13 protein-coding genes and 2 pseudogenes are annotated in these 18,149 nt (G+C 65.2%); 10 read left to right on the top strand and 5 right to left on the bottom strand.

What is annotated here, in order from left to right; genetic code table 11:
* Positions 1–137: 137 nt before the first annotated feature.
* Positions 138–3,713: pseudogene (gene putA, locus KDW96_RS00580) on the top strand (bifunctional proline dehydrogenase/L-glutamate gamma-semialdehyde dehydrogenase PutA); the annotation flags it as partial.
* A 306-nt stretch (positions 3,714–4,019) separates the two neighbouring features.
* Here putA and KDW96_RS00575 read toward each other — a convergent pair.
* A complete protein-coding gene (locus tag KDW96_RS00575; RefSeq protein WP_255838453.1) occupies positions 4,020–5,252 on the bottom strand; it encodes an HD-GYP domain-containing protein in 1,233 nt (410 codons plus the stop codon).
* A gap of 293 nt (positions 5,253–5,545) precedes the next feature.
* Here KDW96_RS00575 and KDW96_RS00570 point away from each other — a divergent pair, with 293 nt between their 5' ends.
* Both KDW96_RS00570 and galU read left to right on the top strand, forming a co-directional pair.
* The gene (locus KDW96_RS00570; protein WP_255838452.1) at positions 5,546–6,907 is read left to right on the top strand and encodes a UDP-glucose dehydrogenase family protein; all 1,362 of its coding nucleotides are present in this window, start codon (positions 5,546–5,548) and stop codon (positions 6,905–6,907) included.
* 39 nt (positions 6,908–6,946) lie between these two features.
* On the top strand, positions 6,947–7,786 hold the full coding sequence (gene galU, locus KDW96_RS00565) for a UTP--glucose-1-phosphate uridylyltransferase GalU (RefSeq protein ID WP_255838451.1): 840 nt from the start codon (positions 6,947–6,949) through the stop codon (positions 7,784–7,786).
* A 44-nt stretch (positions 7,787–7,830) separates the two neighbouring features.
* Here galU and KDW96_RS00560 read toward each other — a convergent pair whose 3' ends face one another.
* The gene (locus tag KDW96_RS00560; RefSeq protein ID WP_255838450.1) at positions 7,831–8,253 is read right to left on the bottom strand and encodes a VOC family protein; all 423 of its coding nucleotides are present in this window, start codon (positions 8,251–8,253) and stop codon (positions 7,831–7,833) included.
* Positions 8,254–8,349: 96 nt separating this feature from the next.
* Between KDW96_RS00560 and gorA the strand changes: the two genes are divergently transcribed.
* The 5 genes and pseudogenes from gorA (at position 8,350) to KDW96_RS00535 (ending at position 12,924) form a co-directional block, all read left to right on the top strand.
* A complete protein-coding gene (gorA, locus tag KDW96_RS00555; RefSeq protein ID WP_255838449.1) occupies positions 8,350–9,708 on the top strand; it encodes a glutathione-disulfide reductase in 1,359 nt (452 codons plus the stop codon).
* Between the two features lie 7 nt (positions 9,709–9,715).
* Positions 9,716–10,339 (top strand): trimeric intracellular cation channel family protein, encoded by a 624-nt coding sequence (locus KDW96_RS00550; protein ID WP_255838448.1) that lies wholly within the window; start codon positions 9,716–9,718, stop codon positions 10,337–10,339.
* Between the two features lie 2 nt (positions 10,340–10,341).
* A pseudogene (locus KDW96_RS00545) lies at positions 10,342–10,536 on the top strand (VOC family protein); the annotation flags it as partial.
* 192 nt (positions 10,537–10,728) lie between these two features.
* Positions 10,729–11,706: a ribose-phosphate diphosphokinase gene (locus tag KDW96_RS00540; RefSeq protein ID WP_255838447.1), complete on the top strand. Its 978-nt coding sequence runs from the start codon at positions 10,729–10,731 to the stop codon at positions 11,704–11,706.
* Between the two features lie 93 nt (positions 11,707–11,799).
* Complete coding sequence (locus KDW96_RS00535; RefSeq protein ID WP_255838446.1) at positions 11,800–12,924, top strand: CapA family protein; 1,125 nt, start codon at positions 11,800–11,802, stop codon at positions 12,922–12,924.
* A 77-nt stretch (positions 12,925–13,001) separates the two neighbouring features.
* On the opposite strand, the gene KDW96_RS00530 is transcribed toward KDW96_RS00535, so the two are convergent.
* From KDW96_RS00530 to KDW96_RS00520, 3 genes are all read right to left on the bottom strand, one after another.
* Positions 13,002–13,667: a dienelactone hydrolase family protein gene (locus KDW96_RS00530; protein WP_255838445.1), complete on the bottom strand. Its 666-nt coding sequence runs from the start codon at positions 13,665–13,667 to the stop codon at positions 13,002–13,004.
* Positions 13,668–13,681: 14 nt separating this feature from the next.
* Positions 13,682–14,365 (bottom strand): phosphoribosyltransferase, encoded by a 684-nt coding sequence (locus tag KDW96_RS00525; protein ID WP_255838444.1) that lies wholly within the window; start codon positions 14,363–14,365, stop codon positions 13,682–13,684.
* A 229-nt stretch (positions 14,366–14,594) separates the two neighbouring features.
* Complete coding sequence (locus tag KDW96_RS00520; RefSeq protein WP_255838443.1) at positions 14,595–15,608, bottom strand: zinc-dependent alcohol dehydrogenase family protein; 1,014 nt, start codon at positions 15,606–15,608, stop codon at positions 14,595–14,597.
* Between the two features lie 212 nt (positions 15,609–15,820).
* Here KDW96_RS00520 and KDW96_RS00515 point away from each other — a divergent pair, with 212 nt between their 5' ends.
* Complete coding sequence (locus KDW96_RS00515) at positions 15,821–16,738, top strand: LysR family transcriptional regulator (protein ID WP_255838442.1); 918 nt, start codon at positions 15,821–15,823, stop codon at positions 16,736–16,738.
* A gap of 166 nt (positions 16,739–16,904) precedes the next feature.
* On the top strand, positions 16,905–18,140 hold the full coding sequence (gene mexE, locus KDW96_RS00510; RefSeq protein ID WP_255838441.1) for a multidrug efflux RND transporter periplasmic adaptor subunit MexE: 1,236 nt from the start codon (positions 16,905–16,907) through the stop codon (positions 18,138–18,140).
* Positions 18,141–18,149 lie beyond the last annotated feature (9 nt).

Raw genomic sequence — 18,149 nt, 5'->3', positions numbered from 1 at the left:
ATGGCCGGCCCCAGCAGGCCGGTCGCCGCTGGCCGCCCCAGACTCCAGGCGAGGACGAGACGATGAGCTCCGAGACTTCACCCTTGCAAGCCGATGCGTTGCGGCGCGAGATCGACGCCCACTACCGTGCTGACGAAACCGATTGCGTGACGGCGCTGCTCGGTCAGCTCGATCTGTCGTCCGAAGCCCAGGCGCGTATCCAGGACACTGCGGGTTGGCTGGTCGAGGGGGTGCGCGCCCATTCCAAGGGCGGAATCGACGCCTTTCTCCATCAGTACGGCCTGTCCACCCAGGAGGGGGTGATGCTGATGTGCATTGCCGAGGCGCTGCTGCGCATCCCCGACGACGCCACGCAGGAGGCGCTGATCCGCGACAAGATGTCGGCCGCCAACTGGGACGCCCACCTCGGGCAAAGCGATTCGGTGTTCGTCAACGCCTCGACCTGGGCCTTGATGCTCACCGGGCGCGTCGTAGGCCTGCGCGGCGTCAAGGGGCAGACGGCGGGGGCCGTGCTGCGCCGGCTGGTCGCCAGGGTTGGCGAGCCGATGATCCGCGAGGCCGTTAACCAGGCGATGCGCATCATGGGCAAGCAGTTCGTCATGGGCCGCACGATCGGCGAGGCGCTCGAGCGCGCCAAGGCATTCGAGCGCAAGGGCTACCGCTACTCCTACGACATGCTGGGCGAGGCTGCGCGGACCATGGCCGACGCCGACCGTTTCTTCGAGTCCTACCGCAGCGCGATTGCCGCCATCGGCCGGGTCTCGGGCGGCAAGGGCATCTACGAAGGGCCGGGTATTTCGGTCAAGCTGTCGGCGCTGCACCCGCGTTACGAGCTGTGGCAGGAGCAGCGGGTCATGGATGAGCTGGTGCCGCGCATGCACGCCCTCGCGCTCGAGGCCGCGCGGCTCGACATCGGGCTCAACATCGATGCGGAGGAGGCGGCGCGGCTGGACATCTCCCTCGACGTCATCGAGGCGGTCTCTGGGGCCGAGGACCTCAAGGGCTGGGACGGCTTCGGCGTCGTCGTGCAGGCCTATCAGAAGCGCGCGCCCTTCGTCATCGACTGGCTGGCGGACATGGCCCGCCGCCACGGTCGCCGGCTGATGGTGCGCCTGGTCAAGGGCGCCTACTGGGATGCGGAAATCAAGCTCTCCCAGGAGTTGGCGCTGCCCGGCTATCCGGTCTACACGCGCAAGATGAACACCGACGTGGCATACCTTGCCTGTGCGCGCAAACTGCTCGCGAACCGCGATGTCTTCTATCCGCAGTTCGCCACCCACAATGCCCATTCGATTGCCAGCGTGTTGGAGTACGCCGGTGGCGAGGGCGGCTTCGAGTTTCAGCGCCTGCACGGCATGGGCGAGGAACTCTATGAGGGTGTGGTCGAAGACAAGCGTATCGGCATGCCGTGCCGCATCTATGCCCCGGTCGGGGGGCACGAGGACCTGCTCGCCTACCTGGTGCGCCGGCTGCTGGAAAACGGCGCCAACAGCTCGTTCGTCAACCGCATTCAGGACGAGTCGCTGCCGGTCGAGGCGATCATCGCGGATCCGGTCGCCCAGGTGCAGGCGCTGTCCTACATCCCCCATCCGCACATCCCGCAGCCGCGCGACCTGTACGGCCCCGGGCGGGCGAACTTCGCCGGGCGCGACCTGTTCGATCGCGCTGCGTTAGGCGAACTTGCCCGCTCGATGGCGGCCGCCGATCAGGACAGCTGGCGCGCCGGCCCGATCATCGATGGCCAGGAGCGCGAGCGCGACGTCCGCGACGTGCTGAGTCCGGCGGACCGCGGGCGCATTGTCGGCCAGGCAAGCGAGGCAACGGATGAGGACGTCGAGCAGGCGCTGGCCAGCGCCCAGCGTCATGCCGCCGACTGGGCCGCCACCCCGGTCGCCGAGCGGGCTGCGGCCCTGCGCCGCCTCGCCGAGCTGATGGAGGAGGAGGCACCGCAGTTGATGGCCATGGCCGTGCGCGAGGCGGGCAAGACGCTTGCGGATGCGCTCGCCGAGGTGCGCGAGGCGGTTGATTTCTGCCGTTACTACGCCCAGCGCGCCGAACTCGATTTCGGTCAGCCGGTGCGCCTGCGCCTGCCGGCCGACGCGGGCCGAGAGGCGCGCCTGCAGGGTGGCGGGGTGTTCTGTTGCATCAGCCCGTGGAACTTCCCGCTGGCGATCTTCACCGGCCAGATCACCGCGGCGCTGGTCGCGGGCAACGCGGTGGTGGCCAAGCCCGCCGAGCAGACACCGTTGATTGCTGCAGCCGGTGTGCGGCTCATGCACCGCGCCGGCATCCCCGCCGGCGTGCTGCACCTGTTGCCGGGCGACGGTGCCCGTGTCGGCGGCGCGCTGGTTGCCGATGCGCGGGTCAGTGGCGTGTGCTTCACCGGTTCGACCGAGGTGGCCCAGCTCATCAACCGCACGCTCGCGCGGCGTGACGGCGCGCTTTGCCCGCTGATCGCCGAGACCGGCGGCCTGAACGCGATGATCGTCGACTCCAGCGCACTGCCCGAGCAGGTTGCGCGCGACGTGGTCATGTCGGCCTTCCAGAGCGCCGGCCAGCGTTGTTCGGCGCTGCGCGTGCTGTTCGTGCAGGAGGACGTCGCCGACAAGATGCTGAAGATGATCTGTGGCGCGATGGAGGAGCTTAACGTCGGCGACCCGGCCCAGCTGTCCACGGATATCGGGCCGGTCATCGACGATGAGGCGAAGGGGTTGCTCGACAGGCACATCAAGCGCATGCGCGGCGAGGCGAAGCTGCTCAAGCAGGTCAAGCCGGGGCCGAGCAGTGGCAAGGGTAGCTTCGTCGGGCCGATCGCCTTCGAGCTCGACAGCATCTCGCGGCTGAAGCGCGAGGTGTTCGGTCCGGTGCTGCACGTCATCCGCTTTCCCGGCGAGCAGATCGGCAAGGTCGTCGAGACCATCAACGCGACAGGCTACGGACTGACCCACGGCATCCACACCCGCGTCGACGAAACCCGCGATCTCATCCTCGACCAGGTGCGGGCAGGCAATGCCTACGTGAACCGCAATCAGATCGGCGCAGTGGTCGGCGTGCAACCCTTCGGTGGCGAAGGCCTCTCGGGCACCGGCCCGAAAGCGGGCGGGCCGCACTATCTGCAGCGCTTCGCGAGCGAGGTGGTGGATGGCGCATCGCTACAAACAGCCGTTGCTTCCGGCGGTGAGACGCCGGTGATGGCGGGGGTATCGCGCGAGCGCCTCGACCGTGCGCTCCGGGATGCACGATCCGCCGCGGAAGATTGGTCTGCGCTCGCGGTCGGCGAGCGTGCCGCCTTGCTGGAGAAGGCGGCGGCGGCGATCGAGGCCTCGGTACAAGCGCTTGGCATACACGATCCGGACGGCGTGCAGGGTATCGGTCGCGCCGCCGAGGCGCTGCGATTCTACGCCGCCCAGGCCGAAGCGGAGCTGGCCGAACCCGTGGAGCTGCCCGGGCCTACCGGCGAGCGCAATGAACTGAGGTCGCCGCCGCGCGGACTGGTCGTCTGTTTGGCGGCCGCCGGCAGCGGCTTCGCCGCGCTCGCCGCGCAGTGCGGCGCGGCCCTGGCTGCCGGCAATACCGTGGTGCTGTGGCATGAGGTCGAACGGGTGGCCAGCGAGCTGCAGCGCCTATTGCTTGAAGCCGGGGTGCCGAAGGAAGCGCTTGGCGCGCTGGCGACCGGCGACGATGCGACGCTCAAGGAGCTGGTCGAAGACGCGCGCGTGGATGCTGTCGCCCTGGCCGGCCCGCATACGCTGGCCAAGGCGCTCAACCGTACCCTTGCCGAATGCGACGGCGCGATTCGGCCGTTGATTCCGTTCGCGCTGGACGGGCACGCGGACGGCGCGCCAGGTTGCCCGCTCGCCGGAAGCCCGGCCTATCTCCACCGTTTCGTGCTCGAACGCGCAGTGAGCATCGACACCACCGCCTCTGGCGGCAACGCCTCGTTGTTCACGATGGAGTAGTGGTCGCGTAGATCGCCGTGGCGGTCAGCCCGCCGTCGGCGCGACAAATAGGAAGGAGCGTTAAAGGTGCCCGGGGATGATCAACCCCTCGCGGCGATAAGCCTCGATATCGATGCCGAAGGCGCCGGTGGGGTGAACTTCGCCGACCCGGTAGGGCTGTCCGCTCGGGTCAGTGGGGTTCCTCATCAGGTCAATGACCTTGGGCTTGCAGGGCTTCTTATCGCTGTCGAGCACCATCAGCAGGCGAGGCTTGAGTTTGTGGTCGGGTGAGCAGGCGGTGATGATGGCCACCTGGCCATTGGTCAGCTCGACTATCTCGCCCGGCGGGAAGATGCCGACCATGCGGATAAACGCGAGCACCACTTCTTCGTCGAACTGGGTGTTGACTTCGTCGAAGAGGATGCGCAGCGCCTCCATGGTGGATCTGCCCTTGCTGTAGACGCGGTCGCTGTTGATGGCGTCGTAGGCATCGACCACGGCAATGATCTTGGCGAAATAGGGGATCTGATTGGCCTTCAGTCCTCGGGGGTAGCCGCCGCCATCCATGCGCTCATGATGGGCGTAGGCCACGTCTACCGCCGCCGCGGGAACCTGCCCGTTCGCCAGCAACAACTTTCGCCCTTCGATGGAGTGCAATTGCATGATCTTGAACTCTTCCTCGGTCAGTCGGCCGGGTTTGTTCAGGATCTCGTCGGGGACCTTTAGCTTGCCCACGTCGTGCAGCATGCCGCAGATGCCGACCTGTTCGAGCTCCAGCGGCATAAGGCCGAGTTCGCGGCCCAGGGCGATCGAGAGGATTCCGACCCGCAGGCAGTGCTCGGCGGTGTACTCATCGCTGTCCTTGATCCGGGCAAGCCAGAGCATGGCAGAGGGGCTCTCGAGGATGTGGTCGACGCATTCCTTGACCACTTCCTTGACCGTCGCAACATCGAGCGTCTGACCGAACTTGACCGCATTGAGGATGCGCAGCGACGACTCGCGGGCCGCGTCCCAGATAGGCTGCGCCTGCTTCATGCGATTGTCGAAATTGACCTTGGCGATAGCCGCCCGTCGCGCGGCGAGGTCATCCGCCTGGCCGAGTTGCTTCACCCCGCTGATCGACTGTTTCGCGTCGACCCAGACAGACTGGCAGTGCTCCTTGAGAAGACGCAGCTCCTGCTGTTCGCGAATGAGAAAACCTTGGAAAAGGAAGGGGGTCTCCGTCCAGGGACGATCCAGTCTGGCGACGTACATGCCGATGCTCAGATCATCAACCGCTACCTCGATAGTGTGTGGCAGCGAACGTGTATCCATGACACCTCTCCGGAAAACAGATTGCGGAACTGGCTATAGGCCATGATCGATTATAGGCCAAGGCTACTGGCATATGACTATAGCTGCTGCTGGAATGTTGCCACTCCCTGCATTCGTCGAATGGCAGGGCTGAGCGCGGCGCCGCTGACAGGTTCTCAGCTAGGCCAGAGTGTCATTGGTCACACCAGCTAGGTGACGGCGGCTAAAGCCAGGTCATCACATCGTCACTTGAGCGACACATCCCTGCCACACCCTTTGGCTGCAATCGATGCAGTACATTCGGAGGGGCGGCGATGAGGATCTGCATTATCGGGGCAGGCTATGTCGGTCTGGTAGCGGCGGCGTGTTTTGCGGAAATGGGTAACCGGGTGATTTGCGTCGAGCGCGATCCGTTGCGGGTCGCTCGGCTCAACCGCGGTGAGGCGACGATCTATGAGCCGGGGTTGCAGCCGATGCTCTCGGCGCACTTGGCCAGCGGGCATCTGAGTTTCAGTCAGCATCTGGCCGAGGGGGTGGCGGAGTGTGAGGTGGTCTTCATTGCCGTGGGTACGCCGAGCGGGGAGGATGGGTCGGCGGACTTGTCCCACGTCCTGGCGGTAGCCGAGGAACTGGGCGAGATCTTGCAGCGTGCTTGCGTGGTGGTCGATAAGTCCACGGTGCCGGTCGGCACCGCCGAACGAGTCGCGCAGCGGATCAACAGGCGCTTGGAGCAGCGTGGCAAGGGTTTCCAGATTGCAGTGGCGAGCAACCCGGAGTTTCTCAAGGAGGGCTCAGCGGTCGATGACTTCATGCGCCCGGACCGGGTGATCATCGGTTGCGATGACCTGGCCAGCACCGAGTTGCTGCGCCGTCTTTACGCGCCGTTCCTGCGCAATCATGAGCGCCTGTTGTGCATGAGTGCGCGCGCAGCGGAGTTCAGCAAGTACGCGGCGAATGCCTTTCTGGCCACCAAGATTTCCTTCATCAATGAAATGGCCGGGCTCTGCGCGCGCCTTGACGTGGACATCGAGGAGGTCCGTCGCGGCATCGGCAGCGACAGTCGCATCGGCACCCATTTTATCTACGCCGGCTGCGGCTACGGCGGCTCCTGCTTTCCCAAGGATGTGCGCGCGCTGATCCGCACGGCGGAGCAGGAGGGTCTGGAGCCGGGCATCCTGCGCGCGGTCGAGGCCCGCAATGCCCTGCAGAAAACCTGGCTGTTCCAGCTCTTGCGCGAGCATTTTTCCGGCCACCTGCAGGGGCGAGTGGTGGCGCTCTGGGGCATGGCCTTCAAGCCGGGTACCGATGATCTGCGTGAGGCACCGAGCCTGGTCCTGCTGGACGCGTTGCTCGCTGCCGGCGCTACCGTCCAGGCCTGCGACCCTGTCGCCACTGCAGGCGTCGCCGCCCGTTATGGCCAGGCTGTAGCGAGCGGTCAGCTGCGCCTGAGCGAATCCCCTTACAGCGTTGTCGAGGGGGCCGATGCCTTGGTTCTGGTGACGGAGTGGAAGCAGTTTCGCCAGCCGGACTTCACTCGGGTTCGCGCGCTGATGCGCATGCCCGTGGTGTTCGACGGGCGCAATATCTACGACGGCAGGCAGCTTGCCGAGCTCGGGTTTCTCTACCGCGGCATTGGTCGGCCGGTGCTCGGCCGTTGTATGGTCCGCGCAGCCTGATAGACTGCGTCGGCATTTTGTTCCCTGTTAAGGAGTCCCATGATTAAGAAATGCTTGTTCCCAGCCGCCGGTTACGGCACGCGCTTTCTACCTGCAACCAAGGCCATGCCCAAGGAAATGCTGCCGGTGGTGAACAAGCCGCTGATTCAGTACGGCGTCGAAGAGGCCTTAGCCGCTGGCCTGAGCGAAATCGCCATGGTCACCGGTCGCGGCAAGCGCTCGTTGGAGGATCATTTCGATATCAGCTACGAGCTGGAACACCAGATCCGCGACACCGACAAGGAGAAGTACCTGGTCGGCATCCGCCGCCTGATCGATGAATGCACCTTCTCCTACACCCGTCAGGTGGAGATGAAAGGCCTCGGCCATGCCATTCTCAGCGGCCGTCCTTTGATTGGCGATGAACCCTTCGCCGTGGTGCTGGCCGATGACCTGTGCCTGAACCTGGAGGGCGACGGCGTACTGAGCCAGATGGTCAAGCTGTATAATCAGTTCCGCTGCTCGATCGTCGCGATCCAGGAAGTGCCGCCGGAAGAAACCCACAAGTACGGGGTGATCGCCGGTGAAATGATCCGCGATGATATCTACCGGGTGAACAACATGGTGGAAAAGCCGAAGCCGGAAGACGCGCCGTCGAATTTCGCGATCATCGGCCGCTACATCCTCACCCCGGATATCTTCGACATCATCGAAAACACTCCGCCGGGCAAGGGTGGCGAGATTCAGATCACCGACGCATTGATGAAGCAGGCCCAGGATGGCTGCGTATTGGCCTACAAGTTCAAGGGCCAGCGCTTCGACTGTGGCGGTGCAGAAGGCTATATCGACGCCACCAACTTCTGCTTCGAGCACCTCTACAAGACCGGCAAGGCTTACTGAGCCATCGCTGAGCAAAGGGCCACCTGCGGGTGGCTTTCTTGCCTTCACGGAATGGGCATTGCCTCTGAGCCCGGCCCCAGGGGCTGGCCGAAGCTGAACTCCACGTAATTCCCCGCCGGGTCCCGCAAGCCGCAGTAATAGCCGACCGGATAGGGTTCGTCGCGCGGAGCCCAGATCAGGCAGCCGGCGTCCTTCGCCCTGGCGGCAACCGCATCGACCTGTTCGCGGCTCTCCAGGGCGAAGCCGAGGTGGCTGTAATCGTCCGCCGCCAGCTGGCGATCCTCGCCGCCTGGCATGATCACGAAGATGAACGTGTGCTCTTTGCCGGGTTCGGCCATCCAGACGATGCGCGAGCCCTTGCCCGCGCGCTCGTGGATGACCCGCATGCCACAAAAATCGGTGTAGAACGCCACGCAGGCTTCCAGGTCCGGAACATGCAGGGCCAGGTGGGTGAGGGTGGGGCGCATGACATTTCTCCCGTAGAACGCCCTAAAAGCATAGGTGCCGCACTCAGGATTATGTGATCTATGGAGTATGCTGGCGAACTGCTAAGGAGGCTAAGCATGAATTACGACTTCGACCTGTTTGTGATCGGCGCCGGCTCGGGTGGCGTGCGCGCGGCGCGCTTTGCCGCAGGCTATGGCGCGCGCGTGGCCGTGGCGGAAAGCCGCTACCTGGGCGGTACCTGCGTCAACGTGGGCTGTGTGCCGAAGAAACTATTGGTGTATGGCGCCCACTTCAGCGAAGACTTCGAGCAGGCCAGCGGCTTCGGCTGGTCCCTCGGCGGTGCACAGTTCGATTGGTCGACGCTGATTGGCAACAAGAACCGGGAGATCCAGCGGCTCAATGGCATCTACCGCAACCTCTTGGTCAACAGCGGCGTGACCCTGCTCGAAGGGCATGCGCGCTTGCTCGACGATCACAGCGTGGAGCTCGATGGCCAGCGTTACAGCGCCAAGCACATCCTCATCGCGACTGGCGGCTGGCCCTACATTCCGGATTTTCCGGGCTGCAAGCATGCGATCAACTCCAATCAGGCGTTCTTCCTCGAGCAACTGCCCAAGCGTGTGCTGGTCGTCGGCGGTGGCTATATCGCCGTCGAGTTCGCGTCGATCTTCCAGGGTCTGGGCGCCGAAACCTCGCTGCTGTATCGCGGCGAATTGTTCCTGCGCGGCTTCGACGGCGCCGTTCGCCGGCATTTGCGCGAAGAGCTGAGCAAGCGTGGAATGGACCTGCAGTTCAATAGCGACATCACGCGCATCGACAAGCAGGCCGATGGCAGCCTCCTGGCGACCCTGCAGGATGGCCGCGTACTGGCGACCGATTGCGTCTTCTATGCCACCGGCCGGCGGCCGATGCTGGACGACCTGGGCCTGGAAAACACTGCGGTGGCACTGAACGAGAAGGGCTATATCCAGGTCGATGAGCACTTCCAGACCAGCTCGCCATCGATTCTCGCCGTGGGCGACGTGATCGGCCGGGTGCAGCTGACGCCTGTCGCCCTGGCCGAGGGCATGGCAGTGGCCCGCCGCTTGTTCAAGCCGGACGAGTACCGTGGCGTCGACTACCAGACCATCCCCACCGCCGTATTCAGCTTGCCGAACATTGGCACCGTCGGCCTGACCGAGGAGCAGGCGAGGGCGGCAGGGCACCAGGTGAAGGTCTACGAGAGCCGCTTCCGCCCCATGAAGCTGACACTCACCGAAAGCCAGGAGCGCACCCTGATGAAACTGGTGGTGGATGCCGACAGCGATCGCGTGCTGGGCTGCCATATGGTCGGGCCGGAGGCCGGCGAAATCGTGCAGGGACTGGCCGTTGCCCTGAAAGCGGGTGCGACCAAGCAGGTGTTCGACGACACCATAGGCGTGCATCCGACCGCCGCCGAAGAGTTTGTTACCATGCGCGCTCCCGTCGCATCCTGAAGGCAGCATGACGCAGCTTTTCTATCTGGCCGACTTGTTCGGCGTGGCGGTGTTCGCCATCACCGGCGCCCTTATGGCCGGGCGCAAGTCCATGGACCTGTTCGGCGTGATGGTCATCGCAGTGATCACCGCGCTGGGTGGCGGCACGCTGCGCGACCTGATTCTGGACAACCACCCGGTCAGCTGGATTCGCGACGACACCTATATCGCGGTGGCGACCCTGGCGGCAGTCGGCACCGTGGTCTGGGTTCGCCTGACCCAGCCCATCCATGAAACCGGCTTGCTGATCGCCGACGCCTTCGGCCTGGCCGTGTTCACCGTGATCGGCACTGAAGTAGCCATGCAGCACGACGTACCCTTCAGTACGGCGGTGATCATGGGGGTCATGACCGGTGTCGCCGGTGGGGTGATGCGCGATGTCATCTGCAACGAAATACCGCTGATCTTCAAGAAGGAAATCTACGCCACCGCCTGCATCGCCGGCGCGCTGGTGTTCATCGGCCTGCGCCTGCTCAACACGCCGCACTGGCTCGACACCGGAATCGCCATGCTCACCGTGCTGGGCATTCGCATGGCGGCGATTCGCTGGAGTTTTTCGCTGCCGCGCTTTCACTTGCTCGATCGGGACTGAACATGATCGAGCGTCTGGATCACCTGGTGCTGACCGTTGCCGACCTCGACGTAACCGTGAGCTTTTACCAGCGCGTGCTGGGCATGCGTCACGAACGTTTTGGTGGCGGTCGCAGTGCGCTGGCGTTCGGCCAGCAGAAGCTCAACCTGCACCAGGCCGGCCGCGAGTTCGAGCCCAAGGCGCGGCGACCGACACCTGAGGTGAGTCGCTATCTGGAGCAGACGGGCTGACGGCGGGCTGGTTCCGACCACATGCCAATATACAATTTAACATAATATACATTATGCGTAGTTATGGAATGCCAGCACCTGGGCTCGGCTAATCTTACCTAAGGACCCAATCGCATCAATGTGCCGGATAAGGACGCCAGCCCCGCTGGAGCATGCGTCATGGCTTGCGATCAACCGCTGCTGTTTGCGCTGAATGGCAGCCAGGACTACGCCGCACGTGTGGCACTGCGCCTTGGGCTTCGGCTTGCCGAACATGAGGAGCGTGAATTCGAAGACGGCGAACGCAAATGCCGGGCCCTGGAGCCGGTCAACGGTCGGCAGACCCTGGTGTTTCATGGGCTCTACGCCGATGGGCAACAAAGTGTGCACGACAAGCTCTGCCAGCTGCTGTTCTTCTGCGCGGGACTGAAGGATTCCGGTGCCCGTCGCGTGCAGGTGGTTGCGCCGTATCTGTGCTATGCCCGCAACGAACGGCGCTGTCAGCCTCAGGATCCGGTCATCAGCCGCTATGTCGCCACGCTGTTCGAAGCCTGTGGTGTCGACCGGCTGTTGACGCTGGAGGTGCATGATCGCGCCGCGTTCGACAACGCCTTCCGCATTCCCACCCAGCACCTGTGCGGAGCCGAACTGTTCGCCGCGCATTTCGCCGGCCTAGTTGAGGGCAACGAGGTTGTGGCGGTCTCTCCGGACGCCGGTGGCGTCAAACGGGCCGAAGCCTTTCGCCGGGCCCTCGAAGCCCGACTTCGGCGTCCGGTCGGCAGCGCCTTGATGGAGAAACACCGTGACAACGACCAGATCAGCGGCTGCCTGCTGGTCGGTGAGGTCCGCGACCGGACGGTGATCATAGTCGATGATTTGATCAGCACCGGCGACACCCTGTTGCGCGCCGGTGAGGCATGCCGCGCGGCGGGTGCCAGGTGTCTCTATGCCGCCGCCGTGCACGGCCTGTTCACTGGCGGCAGCGCGTTACTCGAGCGTCCGTTGTTCGAGCGGATTGTGGTCTGCGACAGCGTGCCACCGTTTCGCCTCGAGCCGGCAGTCGTGACGCGGCGTCTGGATATCCTCGACACCAGTGCCGCCGTGGCCAACTGTCTGGCCGATGACTATCGCCTGGCCCTGGCCGGTGCGCGCACCTGAGCAGTGCCGCCGACCTCGAATGCCGGCGCCGGTTTTAAGCCTAGGGAGTCGATCCAGCGGCGCAGGGAGAACCACTGTTTTCGGGAGCCTGCCATGCATCGCCGCAACCTGCCCATCACCCTGTTTCTCGGCGGCGACCTGATGTGCGCACGGGGCATCGACCAGATCCTCTCCTGCCCTGGCGACCCGTTGTTGCATGAGGCCTACGTCAAGGATGCCGGCGACTACGTGCAGCTGGCCGAGCGCCGCAATGGCCCGATTCCGCGGCCCGCGGAGTTCGCCTATGTATGGGGTGTGGCGCTGGCGGAACTCAGGCGACGCGCCCCGGACCTTCGCCTGGTCAACCTGGAAACCGCGGTGACCCGTCGCGGCTGGCCGCAGCCCAAAGGCATCAATTACCGGATGAACCCGGCCAACCTGCCGCTGCTGGCCGTGGTGGGTATCGACGGCTGCGCGCTGGCCAACAACCATGTGCTGGATTGGGGCGAGGTTGGTCTGACCGACACCTTGGCCCATCTGGACGGTCATGGGGTGCAGCATGCCGGCGCCGGGCTCGATAAGGACGGCGCCGAAGCACCGGCCACCCTGCCCCTGCCTGGCGGCCGACTGCTGCTGTTCGCCTTCGCCACCGAGGACAGCAGTGTTCCGGCGAGCTGGGTGGCTGAGGCCCAGCGTCCGGGCGTCGCCCGCCTGGAAAACCTCTCTGCGGGCACCTTGAAACTGGTCTCGCAGCGTATCCGCAGGTTCAAGCGCCGTGGCGACAGGGTCGTGGCCTCCATTCATTGGGGCGGCAACTGGGGGTTCGCAATCCCTGACGAGCAAGTCGGTTTCGCCCATGGCTTGATCGACGACGCGGGTGTCGATCTGGTCCACGGCCACTCCTCGCACCACATCAAGGCCATCGAGGTGTATCGACAGCGCCTGATTCTCTATGGCTGTGGCGACCTGCTGGACGACTACGAGGGTATCGACGGCTATGGGGCCTATCGGGGCGATCTGGGGTTGCTGTATTTCGCCGATCTGGATGCGGACGGACGCCTGCTCGGCCTTGAACTGCTGCCCACGCGTCAACAGCGCCTGAGCATCCAGCGTGCCGAGGGTGCGGACCGGCAATGGCTGCACGACACACTCAGGCGCGAATCCGCCCGCTTCGGCTGTTCGCTGCGGCCCACCAGTGAGAACGGCTTCGCCCTGGTCTGGAGGGATCCGCGTCATTGACCCGCCTCTGCAGCTCTATGAACGCGACTTTCGCATCGAGGTGCTGCGGCATGCTGCGGCGCACGGATAACCGTCGCTCAGCCGGCTGACCCGCCGATATAGCGCTCGAACCAGTCCCCGGCCAGCCTGGCCACTTCCTCAAGTGCTCCCGGCTCTTCGAACAGGTGCGTGGCACCGCTGATCACGGCCAGTTGGTGGACGCAGTGCAACTGGCGGCTGGCTTCGCGGTTCAAGCACAGTACCACCGGGTCTTCGCCACCGACGATCTGCAGGGTCGGCGCGGCCACCGCCTCCAGGGCAGCACCGGCCAGGTCGCTGCGCCCGCCACGGCAGACCAGTGCCTGAATCGCTTGCGGCCGGCTCGCCGCGGCCTGGAGGGCCGCAGCCGCCCCGGTACTGGCGCCGAACAGGCCGTAACCCAGGTAACGCAGCTCGGCGTCGTTGTTGAGCCCGTCGATCACCTCGACCAGTCGGCCGCTAAGAAGAGGGATGTCGAACCGCAGGGCACGGCTGACCTCATCGCGCCGCTGTTCGTCCTCGGTAAGCAAATCGAACAACAGCGTCGCCAGACCACGCCAGTTGAAACCGCTGGCCACCGCCCGGTTGCGCGGGCTGAGCCGGCTGCTGCCGCTGCCATGCACGAACACCACCAGTCCCCTGGCCGTGGCCGGCACAGTCAACTCCGCGGCCAGCGCCACATCACCCAAGGACAGGGGCTGTGTTCGGCAAATGGTGTTCTTCATCTGCTGGCCCCGTGTCAGCCCGGCTGATCGGCTTCGCGCTGCCAGGCCCGCTGCAGCAGGTCGATCACTTCCTGATCGGGGGTTTGCCCGAAATCCGCATACCAATGGCCGATGGCCATCAACATCGGCGGCATGCAGGGGCAGATCAGTTCGTCGACTTGATTGCGCAGCTGCGCGGCGCTCTCCGGTGCCGCCACCGGAACGGCGACTATGATGCGTGCCGGGGCCTGCTGCCGCACCGCCTGTAGTGCGGCCATCATGGTTGCGCCGGTGGCCACGCCATCGTCGACCAGTATCACCTGTTGGCCGCGTAGCTCGGGTGGCGGGCGCTGTCCGCGATACACCCGGTCGCGACGCTGCAGTTCTTGGTTCTCCTTGGCTGCCACGGCGGCGATGGCGGCTTGATCGACCCGGGCATATTCCAGCACGTCGGGGTTCATGACCCGCACTGCGCCGCTGGCGATGGCGCCCATGGCCAGTTCCGAGTGGCCCGGCACGCCCAGTTTGCGGACCAGCATCAGGTCCAGGCGCACCTCAAGGGCATCGGCAATCTGGTAGGCCACCGGTACGCCGCCACGCGGCAAGGCCAGAACGATGACATCCGGGCGCCGCCGGTAGGCCGATAGCAATCGCGCCAACGCCTGGCCGGCGGCAACCCGGTCCGGGATGGGAACAGGTATGGAGGCTTCCTGCGTCATCTCAGGGTCCTCTGCAACAAGGCACTGTTCACTATGCTCCCGGTAACCAGGGCATTCCAGCGCCGAGGGGGCGGCACCTGGCTGAGGTGACCAGTGGACTGGCGCGTCGCGAGAGCGTCGCGCAGGGTTTGCGCGGCTTCCGTCGACCCTGAAGGACCAGGGCGCAGGTCGGATGGATGCCCTTGAGGGACGGTCGCGCGGAGCTTTCGCGCGCAGTGCACCGTACGATTTACAGCGCCAGCAGCACGCGCCCTCCCCTCGGACAGGTTTCCATCAGGCGATGGGCTTCGACCACCTGGTCGAAGGGAAATACGCGGTTGATCTGCGGGCGCAGCAGGCCGTCACGGGTCAGCTGGTTGATGCCCTGCAGCGCCTTGGCCACCGCTTCCTTGTCCTGGGGGATGCCCAGCTCTTGCTTGCCGGTGAAGTTGCCGATGCAGTGGACGAAGAACTGGATGTTCTTCTGGAACGCGGCGCAGGCGGGAAACGGCGTTTCATTACCGCCCTGCAGGCCATAGAGCACCAAGCGTCCGCGGGGTGCCAGGGCATCGCCGAGCAGGCACATCTGTGGCCCGCCGAGGCAATCCATGACGATATCGACGCCGCGCTCGTTGGTCAGCTTGTTGACCCGACTGACCAGATCCTGCTCCTCGGTGAGGATCACCTGATCGGCGCCCAGCTCACGCAGCAGTTCGCTGTCTTCGGCGTCTGCAGTCGCGGCAATCACCTTGGCCCCGAGCGCCTTGCTCAGCTGCACGATGTAGGGGCCCCAACAGCGGCTGGCGGCGGTGACCAGCACGGTCTCACCCGGCTTGATTCGCGCCAGTTCGACCAACCCGAACCAGCCGACCAGTGAAGGCAGGTAGTGCACGCTGGCCTGCTGCGCGCTCAGCTGCTCGGGGTAGGTGGTCAGTGAACTGCACGGCAGCACCACCTCCTCGGCGCAGCAGGGGTACTGGTTGACGCTGTGGCCGGGGAAGCTGGCGACCTTGTCGCCCACCGCCAGGTCCTCTACGCCCTCGCCCACGGCCACGACCACACCGGCCAGCTCCTGGCCGAGCCCGGAGGGCAACTGCGCCGGCGTGTTGCCGAGATTCTGCCGCCAGAGCACGTCATACCAGCTGACGCCGATCGCCTCGGTGCGTATCAATACCTCGCCGGCAGCCGGCGAAGGACGCGGGCGCTCTTCGATCTTGAGAACGTCGGCTGTGCCGAACTGATGGAAACGGATGATGCGGGACATCGCAAACCTCACCGGTTGACCCCTTATGGCCATGGACTTTATCCGGGCTTTGTGCGCAATTCCAGCGGCTGGCAGTGATATTCACCATGCCTGGCGCTGATGGAACGGCCGACAACTATCAATTGCGGCCACAGGTGTGTTGCCTCCCGGCAGCACTTGGCATTAGCCTGAGTCGGGCTGTCTTCACGCCCTCACTCCAGCATGGACACCGGATGAACCGCAACGATCTGCGTCGAGTCGATCTCAATCTGTTGATCGTTTTCGAAACACTGATGCACGAACGCAGCGTGACCCGCGCGGCGGAGAAGCTGTTTCTCGGTCAGCCGGCGATCAGCGCCGCCCTTTCCCGCCTGCGCGGCCTGTTCGATGACCCGCTGTTCGTCCGCACCGGGCGCAGCATGGAGCCCACCGCGCGGGCCGAGGAAATCTTCGGCCTGCTGGTCCCGGCACTGGACTCGATCTCCACCGCCGTCAGCCGCGCCGCCGATTTCGATCCGGCGACCAGCAAGACGGTGTTTCGCATCGGTCTTTCCGATGACGTCGAGTTCGGCCTGTTGCCGCCACTGATCAAGCGCCTGCGGGCCGAGGCGCCCGGGGTGGTGCTGGTGATTCGCCGCACCAATTACCTGTTGATGCCGGGGCTCCTGGCATCCGGCGAAATCTCGGTGGGCGTCAGCTACACCGAGGAATTGCCCGCCAACGCCAAGCGCAAGGTGATGCGGCGCAGCAAGCCCAAGCTGTTGCGCGCCGACAGCGTGCCCGGCCCCCTGAGCCTGGACGACTACTGCGCCCGGCCCCATGCCCTGGTGTCGTTTGCCGGCGACCTCGGCGGCTTTATCGATAGGGAACTGGAAAAACTCGGCCGTCAGCGCCGCGTGGTGCTGGCCGTGCCGCAGTTCAATGGTCTGGGGCCGCTGCTCAGCGGCACCGACATTATCGCCACGGTACCCGACTACACGGCCGCCGCCCTGACCGCCGCCGGTGGCCTGCGCACCGAGGACCTGCCTCTGGATGCCCAGACCTTCGAGCTGCACATGGCCTGGCGCGGGGCCCAGGACAACGATCCCGCCGAGCGTTGGCTGCGCTCGCGCATCCAGATGTTCGTCGGCGATCCGGACAGTCTGGACTGAACCGGCCAGGCTAGACGCCGGGCGCGGACACATCTATCGCCCCTGTCGATACAAAAGCGCTATTCATCAATGCCGCTGATAGTCACCTTCGCAGCGTTCGATTCGTTCTGCGCCACCTGGCGCCGCAGACTCCGCCCACTTCAGAACATAAGTGGCGGAACCTCACATGGAACAGCTGAACAACCTTTGGCGCTTGCCTCTGGCCCTTGCTGCGATAGTGGCCCTCAGCGCCTGCGGCGAGTCTCCGCAGGCCACCCAGCAGATGCCGGCGGCGACTGTCAGCGTCGCCGAAGTCATCGAACAACCGCTCAACGAGTGGGACGAGCTCACCGGGCGCCTCGAGGCCCCGGAATCGGTGGACATTCGTCCGCGGGTTTCCGGCTTCATCGACCGGGTGGCCTTCGCCGAAGGCGGCCTGGTCAAGCGCGGCGACCTGCTGTTCCAGATCGACCCGCGGCCGTTCCAGGCCGAGGTCAAGCGTCTCGAAGCCCAGTTGCAACAAGCCCGGGCCAACCTGGCCCGGGCGGCCAGCGAGGCCCGCCGTGGCGAGCGCCTGCGCCAGAGCAACGCCATTTCTGCGGAGTTGGCCGACGCCCGTGCCAGTGCCGCCCAGGAGGCCCAGGCGGCGGTGGCCGGTACCCAGGCCGAACTGGACAACGCCCGCCTGAACCTCAGCTTCACCCGCGTCACCGCGCCGATCGACGGCCGCGTCAGCCGCGCCGAGATCACCGCCGGCAACCTGGTGGGAGCCGGGCAGACCCTGTTGACCTCAGTGGTCAGCACCGGGAAGGTCTACGCCTACTTCGATGCCGATGAGCGGGTGTTTCTCAAATACCTCGAGCTGGCACGTCAGGCCGGGCGCGACCCCCGCGCTTCAAGCCCGGTGTACCTCGGTCTGTCCAGCGAGGACGGCCATCCGCACCTGGGCCAGCTGGATTTCCTCGACAACCAGGTCAACCCGCAGACCGGCACCATCCGTGGCCGCGCGGTATTCGACAATCGCGATGGCCGCTTCACCCCCGGCCTCTACGCGCGGCTGAAGCTGGTCGGCAGCAGCACCTACGCGGCCGCCCTGATCCAGGACGTCGCAGTGGGCACCGATCTGGGCAACAAGTTCGTCCTGGTGCTCGGCGAGGGTAATCAGGTGAGCTACCGCGCCATCGAACTGGGCCCCAAGGTGGCCGGGCTGCGCATCGTGCGCAGCGGCCTGGCCAAGGGCGAGAAGATCGTGGTCAACGGCTTGCAGCGCGTGCTGCCCGGCGCCGCGGTCGACCCACAAACGGTGCCCATGGCCGATGAGCAGACCCTTTCGAGCCTAGCCCGCCTGCGCCAGGCCGTGGAGGAGCGAGACGCGCCGCGCCTGGCCGAACAGAAGGCGCCCTCTGCGGCGCCGCGCGGCTGAAGGTAGACA

The organism is Pseudomonas benzenivorans, from assembly GCF_024397895.1.
In the GTDB taxonomy this organism is placed as follows: domain Bacteria; phylum Pseudomonadota; class Gammaproteobacteria; order Pseudomonadales; family Pseudomonadaceae; genus Aquipseudomonas; species Aquipseudomonas benzenivorans_A.
Note: the sequence above shows the minus strand (reverse complement) of the source record. Positions and strands in the feature narration are given on the sequence as shown.

Excerpts from the sequence above, each read along its gene's own strand:
- KDW96_RS00575 (WP_255838453.1), bottom strand. The coding sequence starts at position 5,252 with ATGGATACACGTTCGCTGCCACACACTATCGAGGTAGCGGTTGATGAT.
- KDW96_RS00570 (WP_255838452.1), top strand. The coding sequence starts at position 5,546 with ATGAGGATCTGCATTATCGGGGCAGGCTATGTCGGTCTGGTAGCGGCG.
- galU (WP_255838451.1), top strand. The coding sequence starts at position 6,947 with ATGATTAAGAAATGCTTGTTCCCAGCCGCCGGTTACGGCACGCGCTTT.
- KDW96_RS00560 (WP_255838450.1), bottom strand. The coding sequence starts at position 8,253 with ATGCGCCCCACCCTCACCCACCTGGCCCTGCATGTTCCGGACCTGGAA.
- gorA (WP_255838449.1), top strand. The coding sequence starts at position 8,350 with ATGAATTACGACTTCGACCTGTTTGTGATCGGCGCCGGCTCGGGTGGC.
- KDW96_RS00550 (WP_255838448.1), top strand. The coding sequence starts at position 9,716 with ATGACGCAGCTTTTCTATCTGGCCGACTTGTTCGGCGTGGCGGTGTTC.
- KDW96_RS00540 (WP_255838447.1), top strand. The coding sequence starts at position 10,729 with ATGGCTTGCGATCAACCGCTGCTGTTTGCGCTGAATGGCAGCCAGGAC.
- KDW96_RS00535 (WP_255838446.1), top strand. The coding sequence starts at position 11,800 with ATGCATCGCCGCAACCTGCCCATCACCCTGTTTCTCGGCGGCGACCTG.
- KDW96_RS00530 (WP_255838445.1), bottom strand. The coding sequence starts at position 13,667 with ATGAAGAACACCATTTGCCGAACACAGCCCCTGTCCTTGGGTGATGTG.
- KDW96_RS00525 (WP_255838444.1), bottom strand. The coding sequence starts at position 14,365 with ATGACGCAGGAAGCCTCCATACCTGTTCCCATCCCGGACCGGGTTGCC.
- KDW96_RS00520 (WP_255838443.1), bottom strand. The coding sequence starts at position 15,608 with ATGTCCCGCATCATCCGTTTCCATCAGTTCGGCACAGCCGACGTTCTC.
- KDW96_RS00515 (WP_255838442.1), top strand. The coding sequence starts at position 15,821 with ATGAACCGCAACGATCTGCGTCGAGTCGATCTCAATCTGTTGATCGTT.
- mexE (WP_255838441.1), top strand. The coding sequence starts at position 16,905 with ATGGAACAGCTGAACAACCTTTGGCGCTTGCCTCTGGCCCTTGCTGCG.